Origin of the sequence: Streptomyces sp. NPDC059142 (assembly GCF_042755665.1) — a bacterium.
Classification (GTDB): Bacteria; Actinomycetota; Actinomycetes; order Streptomycetales; family Streptomycetaceae; genus Streptomyces.
The window spans coordinates 34736-51704 of record NZ_JBHZDA010000010.1 but is presented as its reverse complement, the minus strand read 5'-3'; the positions used below and the strand labels follow the sequence as shown (position 1 = coordinate 51704).

Here is a 16969-nt window from a genome sequence, read left to right as displayed (position 1 = left end):
GGGGCCAAAACCCCATTCGGCCCCCGGCCACTACGCCGGTTGGCCCGTCACGGGGCCCCTCCCGCCCTCCCCGCGGCCACATGCATGGGGGAGCGCGCGTCGATGCCCTCCGCTTCCGGCGGGGGCGGGCGCGACGGGTCAGGCGGTGAGCGCCTCCAGTTGCTCGACCACCAGCTCGGCGACGCGCAGCGCCGAGGCCGGGTTCTGACCGGTGACCAGCCGCTGGTCGGCGACGGCGTGCTCGGCGAAGGTACCCGCCTTGGTGATCTTCGCGCCGCGCTCCGCGAGCCTGCTCTCCAGCAGGAAGGGCACGACCTCGGTCAGCCCGACCGCCGCCTCCTCCTCGTTGGTGAACGTCGAGACCTGCTTGCCCTCCACCAGGTACGAACCGTCCGTCAGCCGGATGTTGACCAGCCCGGCGGGACCGTGGCAGACGGCGGCGACCACACCGCCGCGCTCGTACACCCCGGCGGCCAGCGCCGCCAGGTCCTCGGAGCCGGGCAGGTCCCACATCGCGCCGTGGCCGCCCGCGTAGAAGACGGCGTCGTAGTCGGCGGCGGACAGCTCACCGGGCGCGGCGGTGCTCGCCAGCGCGGCGGCGGTCCCCGGGTCGGCGAGGAAGTCGGCCTGCACCCGGTCCCCGGCATCGAACCCGTCGCGCGGCGGCTCGCCGCCCTGGACGGAGACGTACGCGACCTCGTAACCCGCCGCGCGGAACACGGCGGCGGGGTGGGCCACCTCGGGGACGTAGTAGCCGGTGGGCCGGCCGGTGTCGCCGAGGGCGCCATGGCTCGTGAGCGCGAACAGAACCTTTTTGGCCATTACCGTTCTCCATTTCCGTGTGCGATTCCGTTCACCGAATGTAGGCACCGGGATTCCTGGCCGCCAAATAATCTGTTCGATTGCCCCCATAGAGAACTTCATGGAAGTTATTCGTTACGGTGGCCTCCCTTCGGAGAATGGAATGGATATGAAAGAGCCCGGGGAGAGCGGAGAGCGCGGAGAGGGTACGCGGAGCGGGGCGGGCGGGCCGGGCGGGCCCGCGCGGCGCGGGCTGATCGTGGTGAGCAGCGTCGCGCGGCTGCCCAGCGGCCGTCAGGCCGGGTTCTGGCTGCCCGAGGCCGCGTACCCCTGGCGTGCCCTGCTCGCCGCGGGCTGGGACTTCGCCTTCGCGGGCACCCGCGAGGGCACCCCGCAGATCGGCGGCGTCGACCGCTCCGACCTGCCGCAGCGCCTCTTCCTCGACGACGCCACGGTGCGCGAACGCCTGGCCGCGACCACGACGGCCGACCGCTACGAGCCCGCCGGCTTCGGCATCGTGCTGATCGCGGGCGGTCACGGCGCCATGCTCGACCTCCCCGAGGATCCGCGCCTGGCCGACTTCCTGACGCGTTTCCACGCCGGGGGCGGTGTGGTCGTCGCGGTCTGCCACGGCGTGGCGGGGCTGCTGGCGGCCCGTACGCCCGAGGGCGCCCCGCTGGTCGCCGGGCGCCGGGTGACGGGCTTCTCGCGGGACGAGGAGGTGGCGGCGGGGCTGGCGGCCACCGTGCCGTTCTTCCTCGACGAGGCGCTGCGCGAGCGCGGGGCGCGGTACGAGTCGGGCGAGCCCTTCGCGCCTCATGTCGTACGCGACGGAAACCTGGTCACGGGACAGAATCCGGCGTCGTCGGCGGAGGCCACGGCCCTCGGTATGCGGTGCGCACTCGGCAGGGAACTCCCCCGTGACTGGCTGATCGGACACCCCGCGAATTCCGCAGGTTCCGTTCGGCCGACAGCGGTCGGGAATGTCCGCTGAGGGAACGGAAAATACCCGGACGGAGAAATTCCTCTTCGACGTCGCCGCCACCGGGAGGCCGAGAGGGCCGGGAAGACCGGGAAGACCGGGAAGACCGGGAAGGCCGGGAAGAGCGCGGGCGGGGCGGACCGGGTCAGCCGCGGGGCAGTACGCCCAGGAGCGTCGCGGTCAGGGCCTGCTCCAGGTAGCCCTTCAGCTCCAGATGGAGGCGGGCCAGCTCGGGCTCGGCCTCGTAGGCCGCCCGCAGGCTGGGCGGGGGCGTGCTGTACGACGACAGCGCGCCGGCCATGACCATGGTCTGGAGGCTGAACAGTGTCGCGCTCCCGCCCAGCTCCGGCAGGTACTTCCCGATCAGGGCGGTCATGGTGGCCAGACGTTCCAGGGAGGCGTGCTTGAAGCGCGTCACGACCCCGACGGAGACGTTGTGCTCCAGGACGCCGCCCTGCGCGCCGAAGAGATCGCAGAGCACCGTCCGGCCGGAGAGTGAGCGGCCGAGGATCACGGCCACCGCCCTCGCCCGCTCCTCCATGGGCAGATCCTCGTCGACGCCGGCGGCCAACTCGGCCTCCAGCTCCGTCAGCCACTCCCGCAGGAAGCGGTCCAGCAGCTCCAGCAGCACCGCCTCGCGGGACTCGAAGTAGCGCAGCACGTTCGGCTTCGCCAGGCCCACCCGGCGGCTGAGTTCGTTCAGGGTGACCGCGGCCACGGGCATCTCGTCGAGCATCGCCGACGCCATGTCGAGGATCGCCCGCCGGCGGATCTCCCGCTGCTCCTCGGTTCGCGCCCGCTGGAAAGTCACGGCCACAGCCTAACTTAGGTACCGCCGGTACGTTGACAACGTACCGGGAGTACTTTAACGTCGTCGACACAAGATACCTTCGGTACGTTAATGGTCGACAAGGAGCCTGACATGAGCGAGAAGTGGACAGCAGAGAACATTCCGGACCAGCACGGGCGGGTGGCCGTGGTGACCGGGGCCAACACCGGGCTGGGGTACGAGACCGCCAAGGCACTCGCCGAGCGCGGGGCGTCCGTGGTGCTCGCCGTGCGCAACGTCGAGAAGGGCGAGCAGGCCGCGGCCCGGATGACCGGCGACGTGACCGTGCAGGCACTGGACCTGACCTCGCTGGACTCCGTCCGGAGCGCGGCGGCGGCGCTGCGGTCCCGGCTCGACCGGATCGACCTGCTGATCAACAACGCGGGCGTGATGTACAACCCGAAGCAGACCACCCCGGACGGCTTCGAGATGCAGTTCGGCACCAACCACCTCGGCCACTTCGCGCTCACCGGGCTGCTGCTCGACCTGATGCTGCCGGTGCCCGGCTCGCGCGTGGTGACGGTCAGCAGCACCGGCCACCGCATCCGCGCCGACATCCACTTCGACGACCTGCAATGGGAGCGCTCGTACAGCCGGTCCGCCGCCTACGGCCAGTCCAAGCTGGCCAACCTGATGTTCACGTACGAGTTGCAGCGCCGGCTCGCCCCGCACGGCACCACCGTCGCGGTGGCCGCGCACCCCGGCGTGTCCAGCACCGAACTCGCCCGCAACACCCCGGCGCCGCTCCGGATTCCGCTCACCTGGCTCGCGCCGCTGATCACCCAGACTCCGGCGATGGGCGCGCTGCCGACCCTGCGCGCCGCCACCGACCCCGCCACGCTCGGCGGCCAGTACTACGGCCCCGGCGGACGCAACGAGATCATGGGCCACCCCCGGCTGGTCACCTCCAGCCCGGCGTCGTACGAGGTGGCCGTCCAGCAGCGGCTGTGGGACGTCTCCGAGGACCTCACCGGGGTGACGTTCCCCGTCGTCCGGTCCGGGCGGAAGGCGTCTCCGTCGCTCCCGTCACTCCCGTAGCTCCTGTAGCTCCTGTAGCTCCCGTGTCGGGGCCGGGGCGCGATGAGTTCCGGGGGCGGGGACGGTCAACCCCTCACACACCCGGAACGCCTCCGGACGGGACAAGGGAGTCACGACATGAAGTACATGGTGCAGCTCTTCGGGAACCGTGAGACCTGGGACGCCGACATGGCCTCGTACACGCCGGACGCGCTGCGCGCGATGGTCGCGTACATGGGCACGCTCAACGACGAACTGGTGAGGAACGGCGAGTTCGTGCAGGCCGAGGGGCTCGGCGGGCCGTCCCTGGTCACCTCCGTGAGCGCGCGGGACGACGGCGACCCGGTCGTGTCGGAAGGACCGCACTTCCGGGCCGAGAAGATCCTCGCCGGCTACTGGGTGATCGACGTGAAGGACAGGGAGCGGGCGGTCGAGTTCGCCGCCCGGGTCTCCGCGGCGCCGGGCCCGGACGGAGCGCCGGCCAACGAGCCGGTCGAGATCCACCCCGTCCCCGCGGGGCCGCCGGAGGCGTGAGACGGCCCCGGGGCGGCCCGGGGGCCGGTGCCGGGTTCCGGCCCTGGTCGCGCGCCGGGCGCGGCGGCCCGGCCTATTCGTCCTTGTCCGCGGCGAAGACATCGCCCATGGAGCCGAACTTGCCGCCTTCGGAGTGCATCCCCTTCTTCTTGTTCATCGGGGAGAACGCGCTGGTGCTGCCGTCCTGCATGTACGACTTCAGGTAGGCGGACTGACCCTTCGTCTTGGCGGTGGCCAGGTCGATCAGGGGCTGGTAGTCGGCCTGCGTGACGGCGTTCATGATGGCGAAGCGGCCGGCCGCCCCGGCGGCCGCGTGGAGCGCCGCCACGGGGCCCTCCGCCGCCTTCTTCCCGTCCGCGTCGAGCGGAAAGCGGGCGGGCACGGACATCTTCACCACGGGGCCGTCGCCACCGGTCTCGGAGATCGCCTTCCCGTCGCCGACGTTGAAGTTGACGGCGATCACGGTGTAGCCGGCCGCCCCCGCCTCCGCGAGGAAGCCCGGGGACTGCTGGTCCGCCTCGGTGATCCCGCCGGTGCCGCCGCTGGTGGGGTTGCCCCAGGCGGCGGCGGGGTTGCCGGTGCCGACGCCGATGTAGAGGAGCACCTCCTTGCCGGCTGTCTGCGCCTTCGCCATGATCTCGTGGACCCGGCCCGCGGCCTCTCCGAGCAGCCGGACGTCGTCCGGGTCGAGGGCGCCGCCGAAGCTCCCCCCATCGCCCACGGGCGTGTTCTTGAACCCCGCCCTCTGCACCGGCTGTCCGGGGCCCATCGCCCTCTGCAAGGGCGTCGCGGCTCCGGCGTGCGGCCGGCCACCCGCTTCCGGGCCGGACATCGCGCGCAGCACCAGCTTGTTTCCGGCGGAGTTCTGCAAGGAGTGCATCGGGGACCCCGGACCGCCGGTACGCGCCGACGGGCGGTCGTCGGCGCCGCGGGAGCGCGCGTGGCCCGGGGCGTGTGAGGTGTGTGCGTCACGGCTGTGCACGGCGGGTCCTTCCACAGGGCCGGAGGTTGCCGACCCATTTTCCGCCACTTCTCGCATTCCGGAAGAGGCCGCGGGTACGTCGGGAGGGCAGTGCGGCTGCCCTCCCGACGCACCCCGGCGGCCCGCGACCGGCCCGTACCCTGCCTGAACAGCACATGATGGAGCCGTGAGAACGGAGCCGTGAAGACGGAGCCGTGAAGGGGGAGTTCCCGCGTGAGTGACCAGGTGGACCCACGGACGAAGAAGCCGTTCCTGTACGTCGTCGTGTGCGCGGCGGCGATCGCCGGCGATGTCGGCACGCTGGTCACGGCGGCCCGGAAGGCCGGGTGGGACGTGGGCCTCGTCGCCACCCCGTACGCCCTCGGCTTCCTCGACATCCCGGCGCTCGAAGCCGGCACCGGTTACCCCGTCCGCTCCGCCTGGCGCTCGCCCGGCGACCCCCGGCCCCTGCCGCCGGCCGACGCCATCGCGGTCGCCCCGGCCACCTTCAACACGATCAACAAGTGGGCGGCCGGGATGTCCGACACCCTGGCGCTGGGCATCCTCTGCGAGGCGTACGGCTCCGGGGTCCCCACCGCCGTCCTCCCGTACGTCAACCCGGACCTGGCCGCGCACCCCGCGTACCGCAGAAGCCTGGACCTGCTGCGCGAGATGGGCGTCCGCGTCGGCTCGACCACTTCCCACGCCCCCGGCGCCGAGGACGGAAACGGGGGCGGAGACGAGGGCGGGGGCGGCGACGGGGCCGATCCGTTCCGCTGGGAGGAGGCGCTGGAACTCCTCAGCGCCGGGAGCGCAGCAGCGCGGCCGTCCGATCCGCCAGCTCCGCCGCCGACTGCGGGTTCTGCCCGGTGACGAGCCGGCCGCTCACCACCACGTGCGACCGCCGGTCACGGGCGGCCGAGAACACCGCGCCACGCTCCTCCAGCGCCGTCTGGAGCGAGAACGGTACGACGTCCGCCAGCCCGCGCGCGGTCTCCGACACCTGGGAGAAGGCGGTGAGTTCCCGGCCGGCCACCAGATGCGTACCGTCCGAGAGGGTCAGGTCGACGAGGGCCGCCGGGCCGTGGCAGATCGCGGCCACCACCCCGCCCGACTCGTACACATGGCGTGCGAGCGCGTGCAGCGCCGGGTGTCCCCGGAAGTCCCACATCGTGCCGTGGCCGCCGACGAAGAGCACACCCGCGTACGCCGCCGGGTCCACCTCCTCGGGCCGCGGCGTACGGTCGAGCAGCCCGCCGCCCGCCGGGTCGGCCAGGAACGCGCGCTGGGCCGGATCGTGCGGGTCGTACCCGATCATCGGGGGCCGGCCGCCGCGTACGGAGACGAAGTCGACCGCGTGGCCGTCGGCGCGCAGCCGCCGCCAGGGGGTGACGGTCTCGCCGAGGTGGAATCCGGTGGGCGCGCCCGTGTCGCCGAGGGTGGCATGGCTGGTCAGCACGTGGAGCACGCGCCGGGGCCGGGTCACGGTCATGTCCTGCTCCTGCTCCTGTTCCTGTTCCTGTTCCTGTTCCTGTTCCTGTTCCTGCCCGCAGGAGTGGCGGTACGGGTTCGGGTTCGGGTACGGGTTCCGGTGGCCACGGTGAGGGCGGCGAGCAGCGTGGCGCCCACGAGCACGGCCAGCATGGGCCGCAGCCCCAGGTGCGCGGCGGCGAGCTGGCCGGCCGAGGCGCCCGCGAACAGGGCGAAGGTGTTGACCGCTCCGGCCGTTCCCCGCGCTTGCGGGGCGAGTTGGTGCAGCAGGCCGACCGTCCCCGGCACGATCAGCCCCGTACCCGCGACGAAGACCACGCCCGCGCCGATCACCGCCTCCGGCACGGCGGCGATACCCGCCACCAGCGCCAGCAGCAGCCCCGACGCCGAGATCAGATATCCGGCGAGCGCGAGCGCCCGGGGCCCGGCGGCGCCGAAGCGCCGGTTCACCAGCGGGCCGGCCAGCAGCCCCACCGCCCCGGCGGCCTGGGCGAGCAGCAGCCCGCCCGCGTCGTACCCGTACGTCAGGCGCAACTCCCGTTCCAGCACGGCGTAGAAGGCGACGAAGCCACCGAACACCGGGAGCGCCGCGGCGAAGACGGCGGCCGGTCCCGGGGTACGGAGGAGTGTGAGCGCCGTGGCGGCGACGGCACGGACGGAACCGCCCGGAGCGGGCGGGACTCCACCGGGCGCACCGGGTGCACCGGGTGCCAGGAGACGCCAGAAGGCCACGGCCGCCGCGGCGTACAGCGGGGCCGCGGGCCAGAACGCGGCGCGCCAGTCGGCGTACTCCGTGACCAACTGCCCGTACACCTGCCCGGCGATGCCCGCCCCGAGCAGCCCGGTGGTGAGCAGCGAGAGCGCCACGGGCCGCCGGGCGGCGGGCGCCCGCTCGGTGACGTACGCGAGCGCGACGGGCGCGAAGGTCGCCGCCGCGAACCCCTGGAGCGCCCGTCCCGCCAGGAACCAGCCGAGCCCCGGCGCGGCGGCGGTCAGCGCGGTGGTCACCGCCGTCGCCAGCGCGCCGCCCGCGAGGACGGGGCGTCGGCCGACCCGGTCGGAGAGCGGCCCGAAGACCAGGAAGCCGAGGGCGTACGCGAGGGAGAACGCGGCCCCGGTCCAGGCGGCGGACGCCGCGTCGACCCCGTACGCGACCCGGACGCGGTCGGCGACGGGTATCGCGAGGTAGAGCTGCGCGGGGATGGCGAAGGCCATGGCCACCAGCAGCGCGAGCTGGACCCGGAAGGAGAAGGCCCACCGGGAAGGCGAAGGCGAAGGAGTAGGAGCGGGCGTAGGAGTGGGCGAAGAAGAATCCGGTCGTCGTCGGCGCGGGGCGTCGCGGTGCGCGGCCCGGCTCGCGGCGGTGGTCATGGAACCCCCCATTGCGTGACCTTGAGTCGGATACGGAGGTCGGGATCAGGGTCGGGGTCGGAAGAGGGGCGCCCGGTGCCGTACCGAGTCCACCGGGCGCCCTTCCCGGAGTGGGCTAGAAGGTCGAGAGCAGCCCGGCCAGGCCGGTCAGTTCGAGCCCCGTGATCCCGAACTCTGCTGCCTCCGCGCGGTGTTCCGGGGTCTGGTAACCCCACAGCGCCCACCGCGCCCGCACGCCCGCCGCCGACACCCCGCGCACATTGGTCAGGTTGTCGTCCACGAACGTGGCGGCTTCCAGCGGCACACCCCGTCGCGCGCACGCCTCCCGGACCGCTTCCGGTTTGGCGGCGCACTCCCCGTAGACCTCGGCGACCGCCGATTCCAGGCCGTGGTGGGCCAGGATGGCGCGTACCGAGGACTCGTCCTTGGCCGTCACGATCACCACGGGCACGCCCGCCCGCCGCAGCAGACCGGGTATCCCGGGGTAGAGCGTGTGCAGCCCGAGCCAGAACTCCGGCTCCTTCTCCCGGAGGCAGTCCCGGGCGGCGGACGCGCCCGCCACGAACCGCCGGACCCGCGGCTGCGGCAGCGCGGCGTACAGCCGGTCGAACTCCGCCTGGGAGCCGATCGCGCCGGCCGCGGGGTGATGAGCCACCAGGAAGTGGTCCAGCACCCGCGCGTAGTCCCGTACCTTCCGGAACCGTTCGGTGAACTCCTCCGGCACCCGGGCCAGTTGCCCCGGCCCGGGGAGCGCCGGGTCATACGGCTGCTCCCCGAGCCAGGTGATGAGGGCGCACTCGTCCAGGGCGTCACAGACGACCCCGTCGAAGTCGAGCGCGAGCAGCCCCCGCCCCTGCTCGCGCCCCACTTCCGGACCGGGCTCCCCCGCCCGTGCCCGCGCATGACGGTCCATCAGGCGGCGCTCTTCGCCGCGAGCTGTTCCGTCGTCCGGAACACGGCGCGCATGAACGCGCCCATGTACCCGTAGTACGAACAGGTGATGATGTTGCCGTCGACGATGACGTCGCTGTCGACCACCTCGGCACCCGCGTTGATCACGTCGTCGCGGAGCCCGATGTACGCGCAGGCGCGCCGCCCCCGCAGCACCCCGGCGCTCACCATGATCCACGGACCGTGGCAGAGCCCGGCGACGACCTTGCCGGCCTCGTTCATCCCCGCGACGAAGTCCAGCACGTCGCGGTCCTGCCGGACCCGGTCCGGCGCCTCGTGGCCGCCGGTGAGGATCACGGTGTCGTACAGCTCGACGGCGAGGTCCTCGTAGGCGATGAGCGGCCGCGCCGTCTTGTCCATGGGCAGCGGCACCCCGTACTTGCCGGTGGTCGGATCGCCGTTCCTGGTGGCGATGTCGACCTGCCAGCCCTCCTCCAGGAGGCGGTAGTAGGTGTAGACGACGTCGTGGTCCTGGAATCCCTGACCGGTGATGATGACAGCAGTGTGAGACATGACGATCCCCCCGGATCTTCCTCTCGACCGATCGCGGTTTCCGGTGGTCCTCCGCGATCCCCGATGATCTCTGACGATCTCTCGCCCTCGTCCTTTACTTCTTTCGCTTTATCGTCCGAACTCCGCTCTCCGGCTTCTTCTCGACTTCTCCCCGGCTTCCTCTCGGCGTCCTCTACGGAATCCTCTTCCGTCAGGCGCGGCTGACGCAGAGATACTGCTTGTCGGCCTGTACGCGCCGGGCGTCCTCCGGCCGGCCGGTCAGGATCTCGATGTCGGCGTACACCGCGCCGGAGACGCAGAGCGGAATGTGGAAGAGGTCCTCGGCACGCCGCCGGTAGAACACGTCCATTCCCGTACGGAGTTCGAAACGGAAACGCCCGTCAGGCGTCCGCGCCCGCATCCGCGTGTTCGGAAACGCGACCACTTTCCGCATCGGGTGACGCGGGGTTTCGAGCGAGGTCGATTCGTACGCCGTTCCCGCCCGGTTGTAGTCGTCCTTGAGTCGCATCAGATCGAACTTGTTCCTCGGCGACTCGACCTCGATCAGCTCCAGCGGCTCGTCCCCCGCGTTCCGCGTGCCGTGGAACGCGCCGGGCGCGATCCGTACGACGCTGCCCTGCCTGATCGGGATCGAGACCCCGCCCAGGCCGGTCGTGACGCCCTGTCCCCCCAGACAGAGCAGATACGTCAGCTTGCGCGGGTGCACATGCACCGAGGTGCTGTGCGGGGCGTCGATGTGCAGCGCCCAGAAGTCGAAGAACTCGTCCACGAAGGCGCGGTATTCGTACCCCCACGGCTTCGGTATGACCTCGTCCAGATGCGTGTCCTCGTCGAACTGCTCGTGCGCGACGCGGGCACCGCGCCGCAGGAGCCGCTTCAACTCGGCGATGTCCGCGGTGCCGGCGTCCAGTCGGACGGTCGGATCCCACCGCGGGCCGGTCTCGATCCCTTCCCCGGCCTCCCTCGCGCTTTCGAATATGTTGGTCACAGGTGTGGCCGCCATGTTTTCCTACCCCCGTTTGCGGATTGCCCATGGCCGATCAATCTCGACACGGCAACTAAAGCACCGATCGGCACTTCCGCTCAAATAGGAAGTTCTGGTGGGGGCATGAAGATTCCTTGTTGAGGGGAATCTGATGTTCCGGGGTGGCCGCGAGGCGGGCTCAATACCTCGAACGGGTCAAGGAGAAACGATTTTCGCCGCCCGGGTAAGGGGATTCCCCTACGGGTCCGCCCTTCCGCGCCGAGGCCTCCCCGCTCAGCGCGTCGTACGCGCGCTCGACCAGTACGGGCAGCCCCTCGGGGTCGCCGTCCGCACTGCGCGCCCACATCCGGAGCGCGGCGATCAGCACCCCGACACCGGCGCCGACGACCACCGCGGGGCGGGGATCCCGGTCCGGGTCCACCCCGAGCCGCTCGGCGAGGATCCGTACGGACTCCTCCTGGGCCTCGATCCGTACCCGCTCGTACGCGGCGAACAGCGCGGGCTCACGGTCGATCAGGGCGAACAGCGCCCGGCCTCGGGGGCGTCGGTGCACCCCCGGGCACTCCTCGTCGAACAGCCACACACGGACGGCCGACCGGTAGGCCACCAGCGGCGGTTCACCGGCGGGCCGGGCGCGCAGGGCGTCGTTGATGCGCTCGCCGTCGACCCGGGTCGACTCGACGGCCGCGTCCTCCTTGCCGCTGAAGTGGCGGCTGAACGTACGGCGGGTGACGTCGGCGCGCTCGGCGATGGCCTCGACGGTGACCTCCGCCAGCCCCCGCTCCAGCATGAGATCGGCGGCGGCCGAACCGAGCGCCTCCCGCGTACGCCGCGCCTTGCGCTGCCGGCCGTCCTCGACCGGGGCGTCGGTCGGGGCGGGCTCCTGCCGGGTCACCTCATCACCTTCATAGGGTCGATCGTACACCCCAAATGTCCCATTGGGACATGATTCGCTTACCGTCGAATACCCGCGCAGGGCAGCCGAAAGCGCGGTATAGGCACGGTATTCGGCGCCCCTACGGGCTCCCTGCGGAACGCCTCCGGAGCCCCCGGGGCAGAGGGACGCCGCACGGCCGGCGCGGCAGGCACAGCGGGCACAACAGGCACAACAGCAGCGGCAGCGGCAGCGGCAGCGGCAGCGGCAGCGGGCATAGCAGGGACCCTTACCCCCAACTCTGGGAGTACTGACTGCGATAGCGGGCCTTGTCCGACCACATCCGCTGCGCCATCGTCAGCCCCAGCAGACTCAACGCGATGATCACCAGCCCGGGTACGAGGGTCCGGTAGTCCACGATCGAGCTCACCGAGCCCGTTCCGACACCCGCTCCCGCCCCCACGCCCGTCCCCGTACCGGTCCCCGACCCCGAACCGCTGCCCGCGGGCGCGCCGCCGCCCGCCGCCCCCGCGGGGGCGGGAACGGCCTGGTCCGCCGTCCCGTCGCTGCTCCCCGTCGCCGTGGGGGTGCCCTGCGCGTCGACGCCCGCGAGCCGCACCCCGAGGGCCGCCATCGCGCTCGACACCGGCTGGAAGAACGTCGTACCGCCGACCGTGCAGTCCCCGCTGCCGCCCGAGGTCACCCCGAGCGCGAGCCCCTGTGCGAGGAGCGGGCCGCCGCTGTCGCCGGGCTCGGCGCAGACCGTGGTCTGGATGAGGCCGCTGACGGTGCCCTCGGGGTAGTTCACCGTCACGTTCAACGCCGTCACCTGCCCGGAACGCAGCCCCGTGGTACTGCCGCTGCGGAACACCTGCTGCCCGACGACGGGGTCGGCGGCGCCGATGATCCGTACGCCCCGGCCGTCCCCGATGTCGACGGTGCTCGTGCCGTCGAACGCGGCGGGATTCTCGTACTGCACCAGCGAGAAGTCGCTCCCGGGGAACGTCGTGGCGACCGTCGAGCCGACCAGCGTGGCGCCTCCGGAGTCCTGGAACCAGGTGGTGCCCGCGGGGCCGCAGTGCCCGGCCGTCAGGACGAAGATGTTCTGCCCGTCCGTCACGTTGAACCCGACGGAACAGCGGTCGCTGTTGGTGAAGATGGGCGCGGCGCCGTTCACCTTCGTACGGAACTCCCCCGTGGTCCGCTCCATCTCCACGGAGCCGCCGATCCCGTCCGCGACCTCGGTCATCCGGGACCAGTCGCCGGCGGACACGGTCCGGTCGGCCCGCACCACGACCCGGTTGGAGGCGTAGTCCACGGCCCACGCGGTCCCGGGGACCCGGGGCGCCTCGGCCAGCGCCTCGGTCGCGGAGGTGAGGTCGCGCATGCTGTACCGCATCACCTCGGCCCGCGCCCCCTCGCTCCGTACCTCGGCCGCCGCGTCCTCGTCCGTCACGGCGACGACCGGCCGCCCGTCCGCGGCGATCCAGGTACCGGCGGTACGCGAGGCACCGAGCTTCGCCACCAGCCCCGTCCCCACCTCACCGACGGCCACGCCCCCGGCCCCCGTACCGCGGTCGGCCGGTTCACCGGCCACGGCGTTCGAGACCAGCAGCCCACCGCAGACCAGCCCGCCGACGGCGGCGAGTCGCGTGATCCGCCGGAGGTGGCGTCGCGCGTGCTTCATCCGTGGCCCCCAAGGTCGTACCGGTACGACGTCTACGACATCGCCAGCGCCGGAGCCCCGGGCATCAGAGGGCCCTCCTCCCATACGTACGGGACCCGCGCCCGGTTCAAAGCCGCCCGGATTTCCCGATCGGGCGACGGTCGCGCCCCGTATCCACCGGTCGGCTCGGTCGCGCCGGAGCAGAACCCGCCTTGCTGTTCGGCCAGGGCGACGACCCGCCGCGACCCGTGTGACCCCTGAGGCGTGATACGGCGCGCCGCGCCGGGTAGGACCCGGCCGGGCAGCGGTATACGGAGCGGCGGAGGGGATCCAGCGATATGAGCACTGATCACGGACTCGCACCGGGCGACGGTCTCGACGTGGCGGGGGTGCGCGCGGCGTATCCCGCGCTGCGGGACGGCGTCGCCTATCTGGACGGCGCGGCCGGTACGCAGACGCCGGAGGCCGTGATCGAGGCGATCGCGGGGGCCTACCGCGCGGGGATCGGCAATGTCGGCGGTGCGTTCCCGGCGAGCGACCGCGCGGGCGCCCTGGTCGACGGGTGCCGTGCCGCTGTCGCGGATCTGGTCGGCGGGCGGCCGGAGGGGGTGGTGCTGGGGGCCAACACCACCACGCTGATCCACCGGTTCGCCGGGGTACTCGGGGCGGCCTGGGGGCCGGGGGACGAGATCGTCCTCTCGCGTCTGGACCATGACGCGAACGTCCGCCCCTGGGTGCGGGCCGCGGAGCGGGCGGGTGCCGTCGTCCGGTGGGCGGAGGTGGACCCGGTCTCCGGGGAGCTGCCGGCCGGTCAGTACGACGCCCTGCTCGGCGCGCGGACCCGGCTGGTCGCCGTCACCGCGGCCAGCAACATCCTGGGCACGCGCCCCGATGTCGCGGCCATCACGGCGAAGGCGCACGCGGTGGGCGCGCTGACGTACGTGGACGGCGTGCACGCCACTCCCCACGGCCCGGTCGACGCGGCCGCCCTGGGCGCGGACTTCTACGCGACGAGCGCGTACAAGTGGTCGGGCCCGCACCTCGGCGCGGTCGTCGCGGACCCGGCGCTCCTGGAGACCCTGCGCCCCGACAAGCTGGCCTGCTCGCCCGACGGGGTGCCCGAGCGCTTCGAGACGGGAACCCTGCCCTTCGCGGACCTGGCCGGGGTCACCGCGGCGGTGGACCATCTGGCGTCCCTGGGCGGCCCGCGCGGCGGCGGCCCGCGCCGGGAACGGCTGCTCGCCTCGATGGCGGCGGTGGAGACGTACGAGCAGGGCCTCTTCGCCACCCTGCTCGACGGCCTCCGGGCCCTGCCCGGGGTCACCCTCTACGGCGACCCGGCGCACCGCACCGCGACGGCCTACTTCCGCGTCGCGGGCCACACCCCGTCCGCCGTGGCCGGCCATCTCGCGAGGCGCGGCGTGAACGTCTGGAGCGGCCACAACTACGCCTGGGAACTGACCAGTTCGCTCGGCCTGCGCGACACGGGCGGCGCGGTCCGCGCGGGCCTGGTCCACTACAACGACGCCTCCGACGTGGGCCGGCTGCTCGCGGGGGTGGCCGAACTGGCGGCGTGACCCGGGCCGCGGAGGAGCGGTGAAGCGCGACGGGACGGCGGGGCGGCGGGGCCGCGGGTCGGCGGGTCGGCGGGTCGGCGGGTCGGCGGGTCGGTCGTACGGCGGCCTCGGGCTCCCCCGCCCCGACGTGCGGACGGGCTCACCGCGTTCCGACGTCATGGGCGGCGCCGTCGGCGACGGCCCGGAGTTTGTCCGGGTTGGCCACGTTGTGAAGGGCGGTGATCCGGCCGTCGGCGTCGAAGTCGAGGGTGACCGTGGCGATCACGCGGTCCGGTGCGCTGAACAGCACACCCGGCCCACCGTTGATCTCGACGAGTCGGGCGCTCATGTCGGACGGGCCGACGCCCTCGTAGCTGACCGTGCCGATGGCGGCGAACCAGGCGGCCACCGTCTGCGCGCCCACGATCGGCCGCAGGGCCTGGCGGACCTTGCCGCCGCCGTCGGTCCACAGGGTGACGTCCGGGGACATCAGCTCCATCAGGGTGTTGATGTCGCCACCGGTAGCGGCGGCGAAGAACCGCTCGGTGACCTCGCGCTGCCGCGACCGGTCGGCGGTGAAGCGTGGCCGCCGGGCCCTCACATGGGCACGGGCCCGGTGCGCGGTCTGCCGTACCGCGGCCTCGGAGCGCTCCACCGCCGCCGCGATCTCGGCATGGCTGAAGCCGAAGACGTCCTTCAGCACGAACACCGCACGCTCAAGGGGACTCAGGGTCTCCAGCACCACCAGCATCGCCATCGACACGGACTCGGCCTCCGTGACGGCCTCGGCGGTGTCACCGCTGGTGAGGATGGGCTCGGGAAGCCACGGCCCCACATAGGTCTCCCGCTTGTGCCGGGTGGAGCGGAGCCGTTCCAGCGCCAGGTTCGACACGATCCGCGTCAGATACGCCTTGGGATCGGCCACCTGCGAACGGTCGGCGGCCGACCACTTGATCCAGGCGTCCTGGACCGCGTCCTCGGCGTCGGTCGCGCTGCCGAGGAGACGGTAGGCCACCGAGAACAGCAGGCTCCGGTACTGGTGGAACACCGTCTGGTCGGGGTCGGCCGGCAGCGGGGTCATCGCGCGTCCCGGAGCCGGGTGTAGCGGCCACCACGGGGCCAGAACGCGCCCGAGGCGGGCATCTTCTTCATACGGCCGTAGGTCGGCCAGGGCGAGGCGGTCACCGTCTCCTTGTACCGGGCCGCGGTACGCCCTGTCAGATGAATTCTCCGCGGGCTGTCGTCGGGCCGGGTGAACTGCACCACCGCGTCATCCCGGCCCAGGCTCACGGCCGTGTGGTAGTAGCCGAAGCGGAACGGCCGGGGCCGCCGCCCCTTCAGCGCGCGGAGGATCGACACCGCGGCGTGCACACCGGTGGGCATCCCGCTCTGGCAGGTGCCGTGCATGACGCCGTAGCCCTGCCGGACCGCCGCGGCGTCGCCGACGGCGTACACCTCCGGGTGCGACACCGAACGCAGCGTGGCGTCGGTGACGACACGGCCGCGCTCGTCGACGGTCAGCCCCGCGGCGTCCGCCAGCGGCGAGACCCTCGTACCGCTGGTCCACACGACCACATCGGCGGCGACCTGCTCCCCTCCGGCCAGCCCGATCGCGCCGGGCAGCACCTTCACCACCTCCGCCCCGCCGCGCACCACCACTCCCAGCCGGTCCAGCGCGGCCCGGAGGTACGCCCCCGCCTTCGCGTTCATGGCCGCGCCGGGCTCGGTCCGCCCCAGCAGCACGACCCTCAGCCCCGGGTGCCGTTCGGCGATCTCCGCGGCCGACTCGACGCCGGTCAGCCCGCCGCCGGCGACCACCACCGTGCCGCTGCCGAGCCTCGCCAGCCGATCGGCCAGCACCTCGGCGTCCTGCGCGCTGTTCAGGGTGTACGCGTGGTCCTCGGCGCCCGGCACCGCAGCCGTGTCGGCCACGCTGCCCAGCCCGTACACCAGCGTGTCGTAGTGCAGGACCAGGTCGTCGTCGATCCGCACGGTCCGCGCCTCCGCGTCCACCGCCGTCACCCACCCCCGCACGAACCTCGTGCCCGTCCCCTCCAGCAGCTCCGGGATGCGGAGTTCGGCGAGCGGCTGCCCGGTCGCCGTCATGTGCAGTCGCAGCCGCTCGGTGAACCGCTCCCGGGCGTTCACCAGCGTCACCCGCACCTCCCCGCGCCGCCCGGCCCTGGCCGCGAGCTGGACCGCCGCGGCCATGCCCGCGTACCCGGCCCCCAGGATCACCACGTGGTGGGCGCCTGTCCGTTCGGCTTCGTACTGTGCGCTCATCGTCCGGCCTTCTTCCGTCTGCTTCGGTCCTACGTCGCTGTCGACGACCACCAGATGGAAGGGGGCGCCCCGTACGTGACATGAGGCCGAAGTGACGCGCGCCACACCCCGAACGGACAGGGCGACTGCCGGGCGCCCGGGGGCGGCAACATCCC

17 protein-coding genes are annotated in these 16969 nt (G+C 72.6%); 5 read left to right on the top strand and 12 right to left on the bottom strand.

All coding sequences use genetic code 11. The features are described 5' to 3' along the window. Window positions 1-138: 138 nt before the first annotated feature. Entirely contained in the window at window positions 139-822 is a 684-nt protein-coding gene (locus ACFXPK_RS06100) for a type 1 glutamine amidotransferase domain-containing protein (RefSeq protein ID WP_385006751.1), read from the bottom strand. Between the two features lie 148 nt (window positions 823-970). Between ACFXPK_RS06100 and ACFXPK_RS06095 the strand changes: the two genes are divergently transcribed. Continuing rightward, window positions 971-1795: a type 1 glutamine amidotransferase domain-containing protein gene (locus tag ACFXPK_RS06095; RefSeq protein WP_385072174.1), complete on the top strand. Its 825-nt coding sequence runs from the start codon at window positions 971-973 to the stop codon at window positions 1793-1795. A 133-nt stretch (window positions 1796-1928) separates the two neighbouring features. Here ACFXPK_RS06095 and ACFXPK_RS06090 read toward each other — a convergent pair whose 3' ends face one another. Continuing rightward, window positions 1929-2594, bottom strand: a complete 666-nt coding sequence (locus tag ACFXPK_RS06090; RefSeq protein ID WP_385072171.1) for a TetR/AcrR family transcriptional regulator — start codon at window positions 2592-2594, stop codon at window positions 1929-1931. A 111-nt stretch (window positions 2595-2705) separates the two neighbouring features. On the opposite strand from ACFXPK_RS06090, the gene ACFXPK_RS06085 reads away from it, so the two are divergent. After that, on the top strand, window positions 2706-3650 hold the full coding sequence (locus ACFXPK_RS06085; RefSeq protein ID WP_385072169.1) for an SDR family NAD(P)-dependent oxidoreductase: 945 nt from the start codon (window positions 2706-2708) through the stop codon (window positions 3648-3650). 117 nt (window positions 3651-3767) lie between these two features. Next, window positions 3768-4163 carry a YciI family protein gene (locus tag ACFXPK_RS06080; protein ID WP_385072166.1) on the top strand — a complete coding sequence of 132 codons (396 nt, stop codon included), beginning with the start codon at window positions 3768-3770 and terminating at the stop codon, window positions 4161-4163. 73 nt (window positions 4164-4236) lie between these two features. Here the strand turns inward: ACFXPK_RS06080 and ACFXPK_RS06075 are convergent, their stop codons facing one another. Continuing rightward, window positions 4237-5043 (bottom strand): hypothetical protein, encoded by an 807-nt coding sequence (locus ACFXPK_RS06075; protein ID WP_385072164.1) that lies wholly within the window; start codon window positions 5041-5043, stop codon window positions 4237-4239. Window positions 5044-5358: 315 nt separating this feature from the next. Here ACFXPK_RS06075 and ACFXPK_RS06070 point away from each other — a divergent pair, with 315 nt between their 5' ends. After that, the gene (locus tag ACFXPK_RS06070) at window positions 5359-5997 is read left to right on the top strand and encodes a flavoprotein (protein ID WP_385072161.1); all 639 of its coding nucleotides are present in this window, start codon (window positions 5359-5361) and stop codon (window positions 5995-5997) included. On the opposite strand, the gene ACFXPK_RS06065 is transcribed toward ACFXPK_RS06070, so the two are convergent. The 7 genes from ACFXPK_RS06065 to ACFXPK_RS06035 all read right to left on the bottom strand — a co-directional run bounded on the left by ACFXPK_RS06065 (window position 5924) and on the right by ACFXPK_RS06035 (window position 12996). Further along, window positions 5924-6616 (bottom strand): type 1 glutamine amidotransferase domain-containing protein, encoded by a 693-nt coding sequence (locus tag ACFXPK_RS06065; RefSeq protein ID WP_385072158.1) that lies wholly within the window; start codon window positions 6614-6616, stop codon window positions 5924-5926. The genes ACFXPK_RS06070 and ACFXPK_RS06065 overlap by 74 nt on opposite strands. Further along, entirely contained in the window at window positions 6613-7986 is a 1374-nt protein-coding gene (locus ACFXPK_RS06060; RefSeq protein ID WP_385072155.1) for an MFS transporter, read from the bottom strand. Before ACFXPK_RS06060 ends, ACFXPK_RS06065 begins: the two co-directional genes overlap by 4 nt. A gap of 115 nt (window positions 7987-8101) precedes the next feature. Further along, window positions 8102-8899, bottom strand: coding sequence for an HAD family hydrolase (locus ACFXPK_RS06055; RefSeq protein ID WP_385072153.1), 798 nt, complete (start codon window positions 8897-8899; stop codon window positions 8102-8104). Then, window positions 8899-9450 (bottom strand): type 1 glutamine amidotransferase domain-containing protein, encoded by a 552-nt coding sequence (locus ACFXPK_RS06050; RefSeq protein ID WP_385001869.1) that lies wholly within the window; start codon window positions 9448-9450, stop codon window positions 8899-8901. Before ACFXPK_RS06050 ends, ACFXPK_RS06055 begins: the two co-directional genes overlap by 1 nt. Window positions 9451-9640: 190 nt before the next feature. Beyond that, on the bottom strand, window positions 9641-10453 hold the full coding sequence (locus ACFXPK_RS06045; protein ID WP_385072151.1) for a cupin domain-containing protein: 813 nt from the start codon (window positions 10451-10453) through the stop codon (window positions 9641-9643). 160 nt (window positions 10454-10613) lie between these two features. Further along, complete coding sequence (locus tag ACFXPK_RS06040) at window positions 10614-11330, bottom strand: TetR/AcrR family transcriptional regulator (RefSeq protein ID WP_385072148.1); 717 nt, start codon at window positions 11328-11330, stop codon at window positions 10614-10616. Window positions 11331-11598: 268 nt separating this feature from the next. Continuing rightward, a complete protein-coding gene (locus tag ACFXPK_RS06035; protein WP_385072145.1) occupies window positions 11599-12996 on the bottom strand; it encodes a S1 family peptidase in 1398 nt (465 codons plus the stop codon). Window positions 12997-13313: 317 nt separating this feature from the next. Here ACFXPK_RS06035 and ACFXPK_RS06030 point away from each other — a divergent pair, with 317 nt between their 5' ends. Then, window positions 13314-14552, top strand: coding sequence for a cysteine desulfurase-like protein (locus tag ACFXPK_RS06030; protein WP_385072142.1), 1239 nt, complete (start codon window positions 13314-13316; stop codon window positions 14550-14552). Window positions 14553-14691: 139 nt separating this feature from the next. On the opposite strand, the gene ACFXPK_RS06025 is transcribed toward ACFXPK_RS06030, so the two are convergent. Together ACFXPK_RS06025 and ACFXPK_RS06020 are read right to left on the bottom strand one after the other, a co-directional pair. Further along, the gene (locus ACFXPK_RS06025) at window positions 14692-15612 is read right to left on the bottom strand and encodes an RNA polymerase sigma-70 factor (RefSeq protein WP_385001854.1); all 921 of its coding nucleotides are present in this window, start codon (window positions 15610-15612) and stop codon (window positions 14692-14694) included. After that, complete coding sequence (locus tag ACFXPK_RS06020; RefSeq protein ID WP_385072138.1) at window positions 15609-16814, bottom strand: NAD(P)/FAD-dependent oxidoreductase; 1206 nt, start codon at window positions 16812-16814, stop codon at window positions 15609-15611. Before ACFXPK_RS06020 ends, ACFXPK_RS06025 begins: the two co-directional genes overlap by 4 nt. Window positions 16815-16969: the final 155 nt, after the last annotated feature.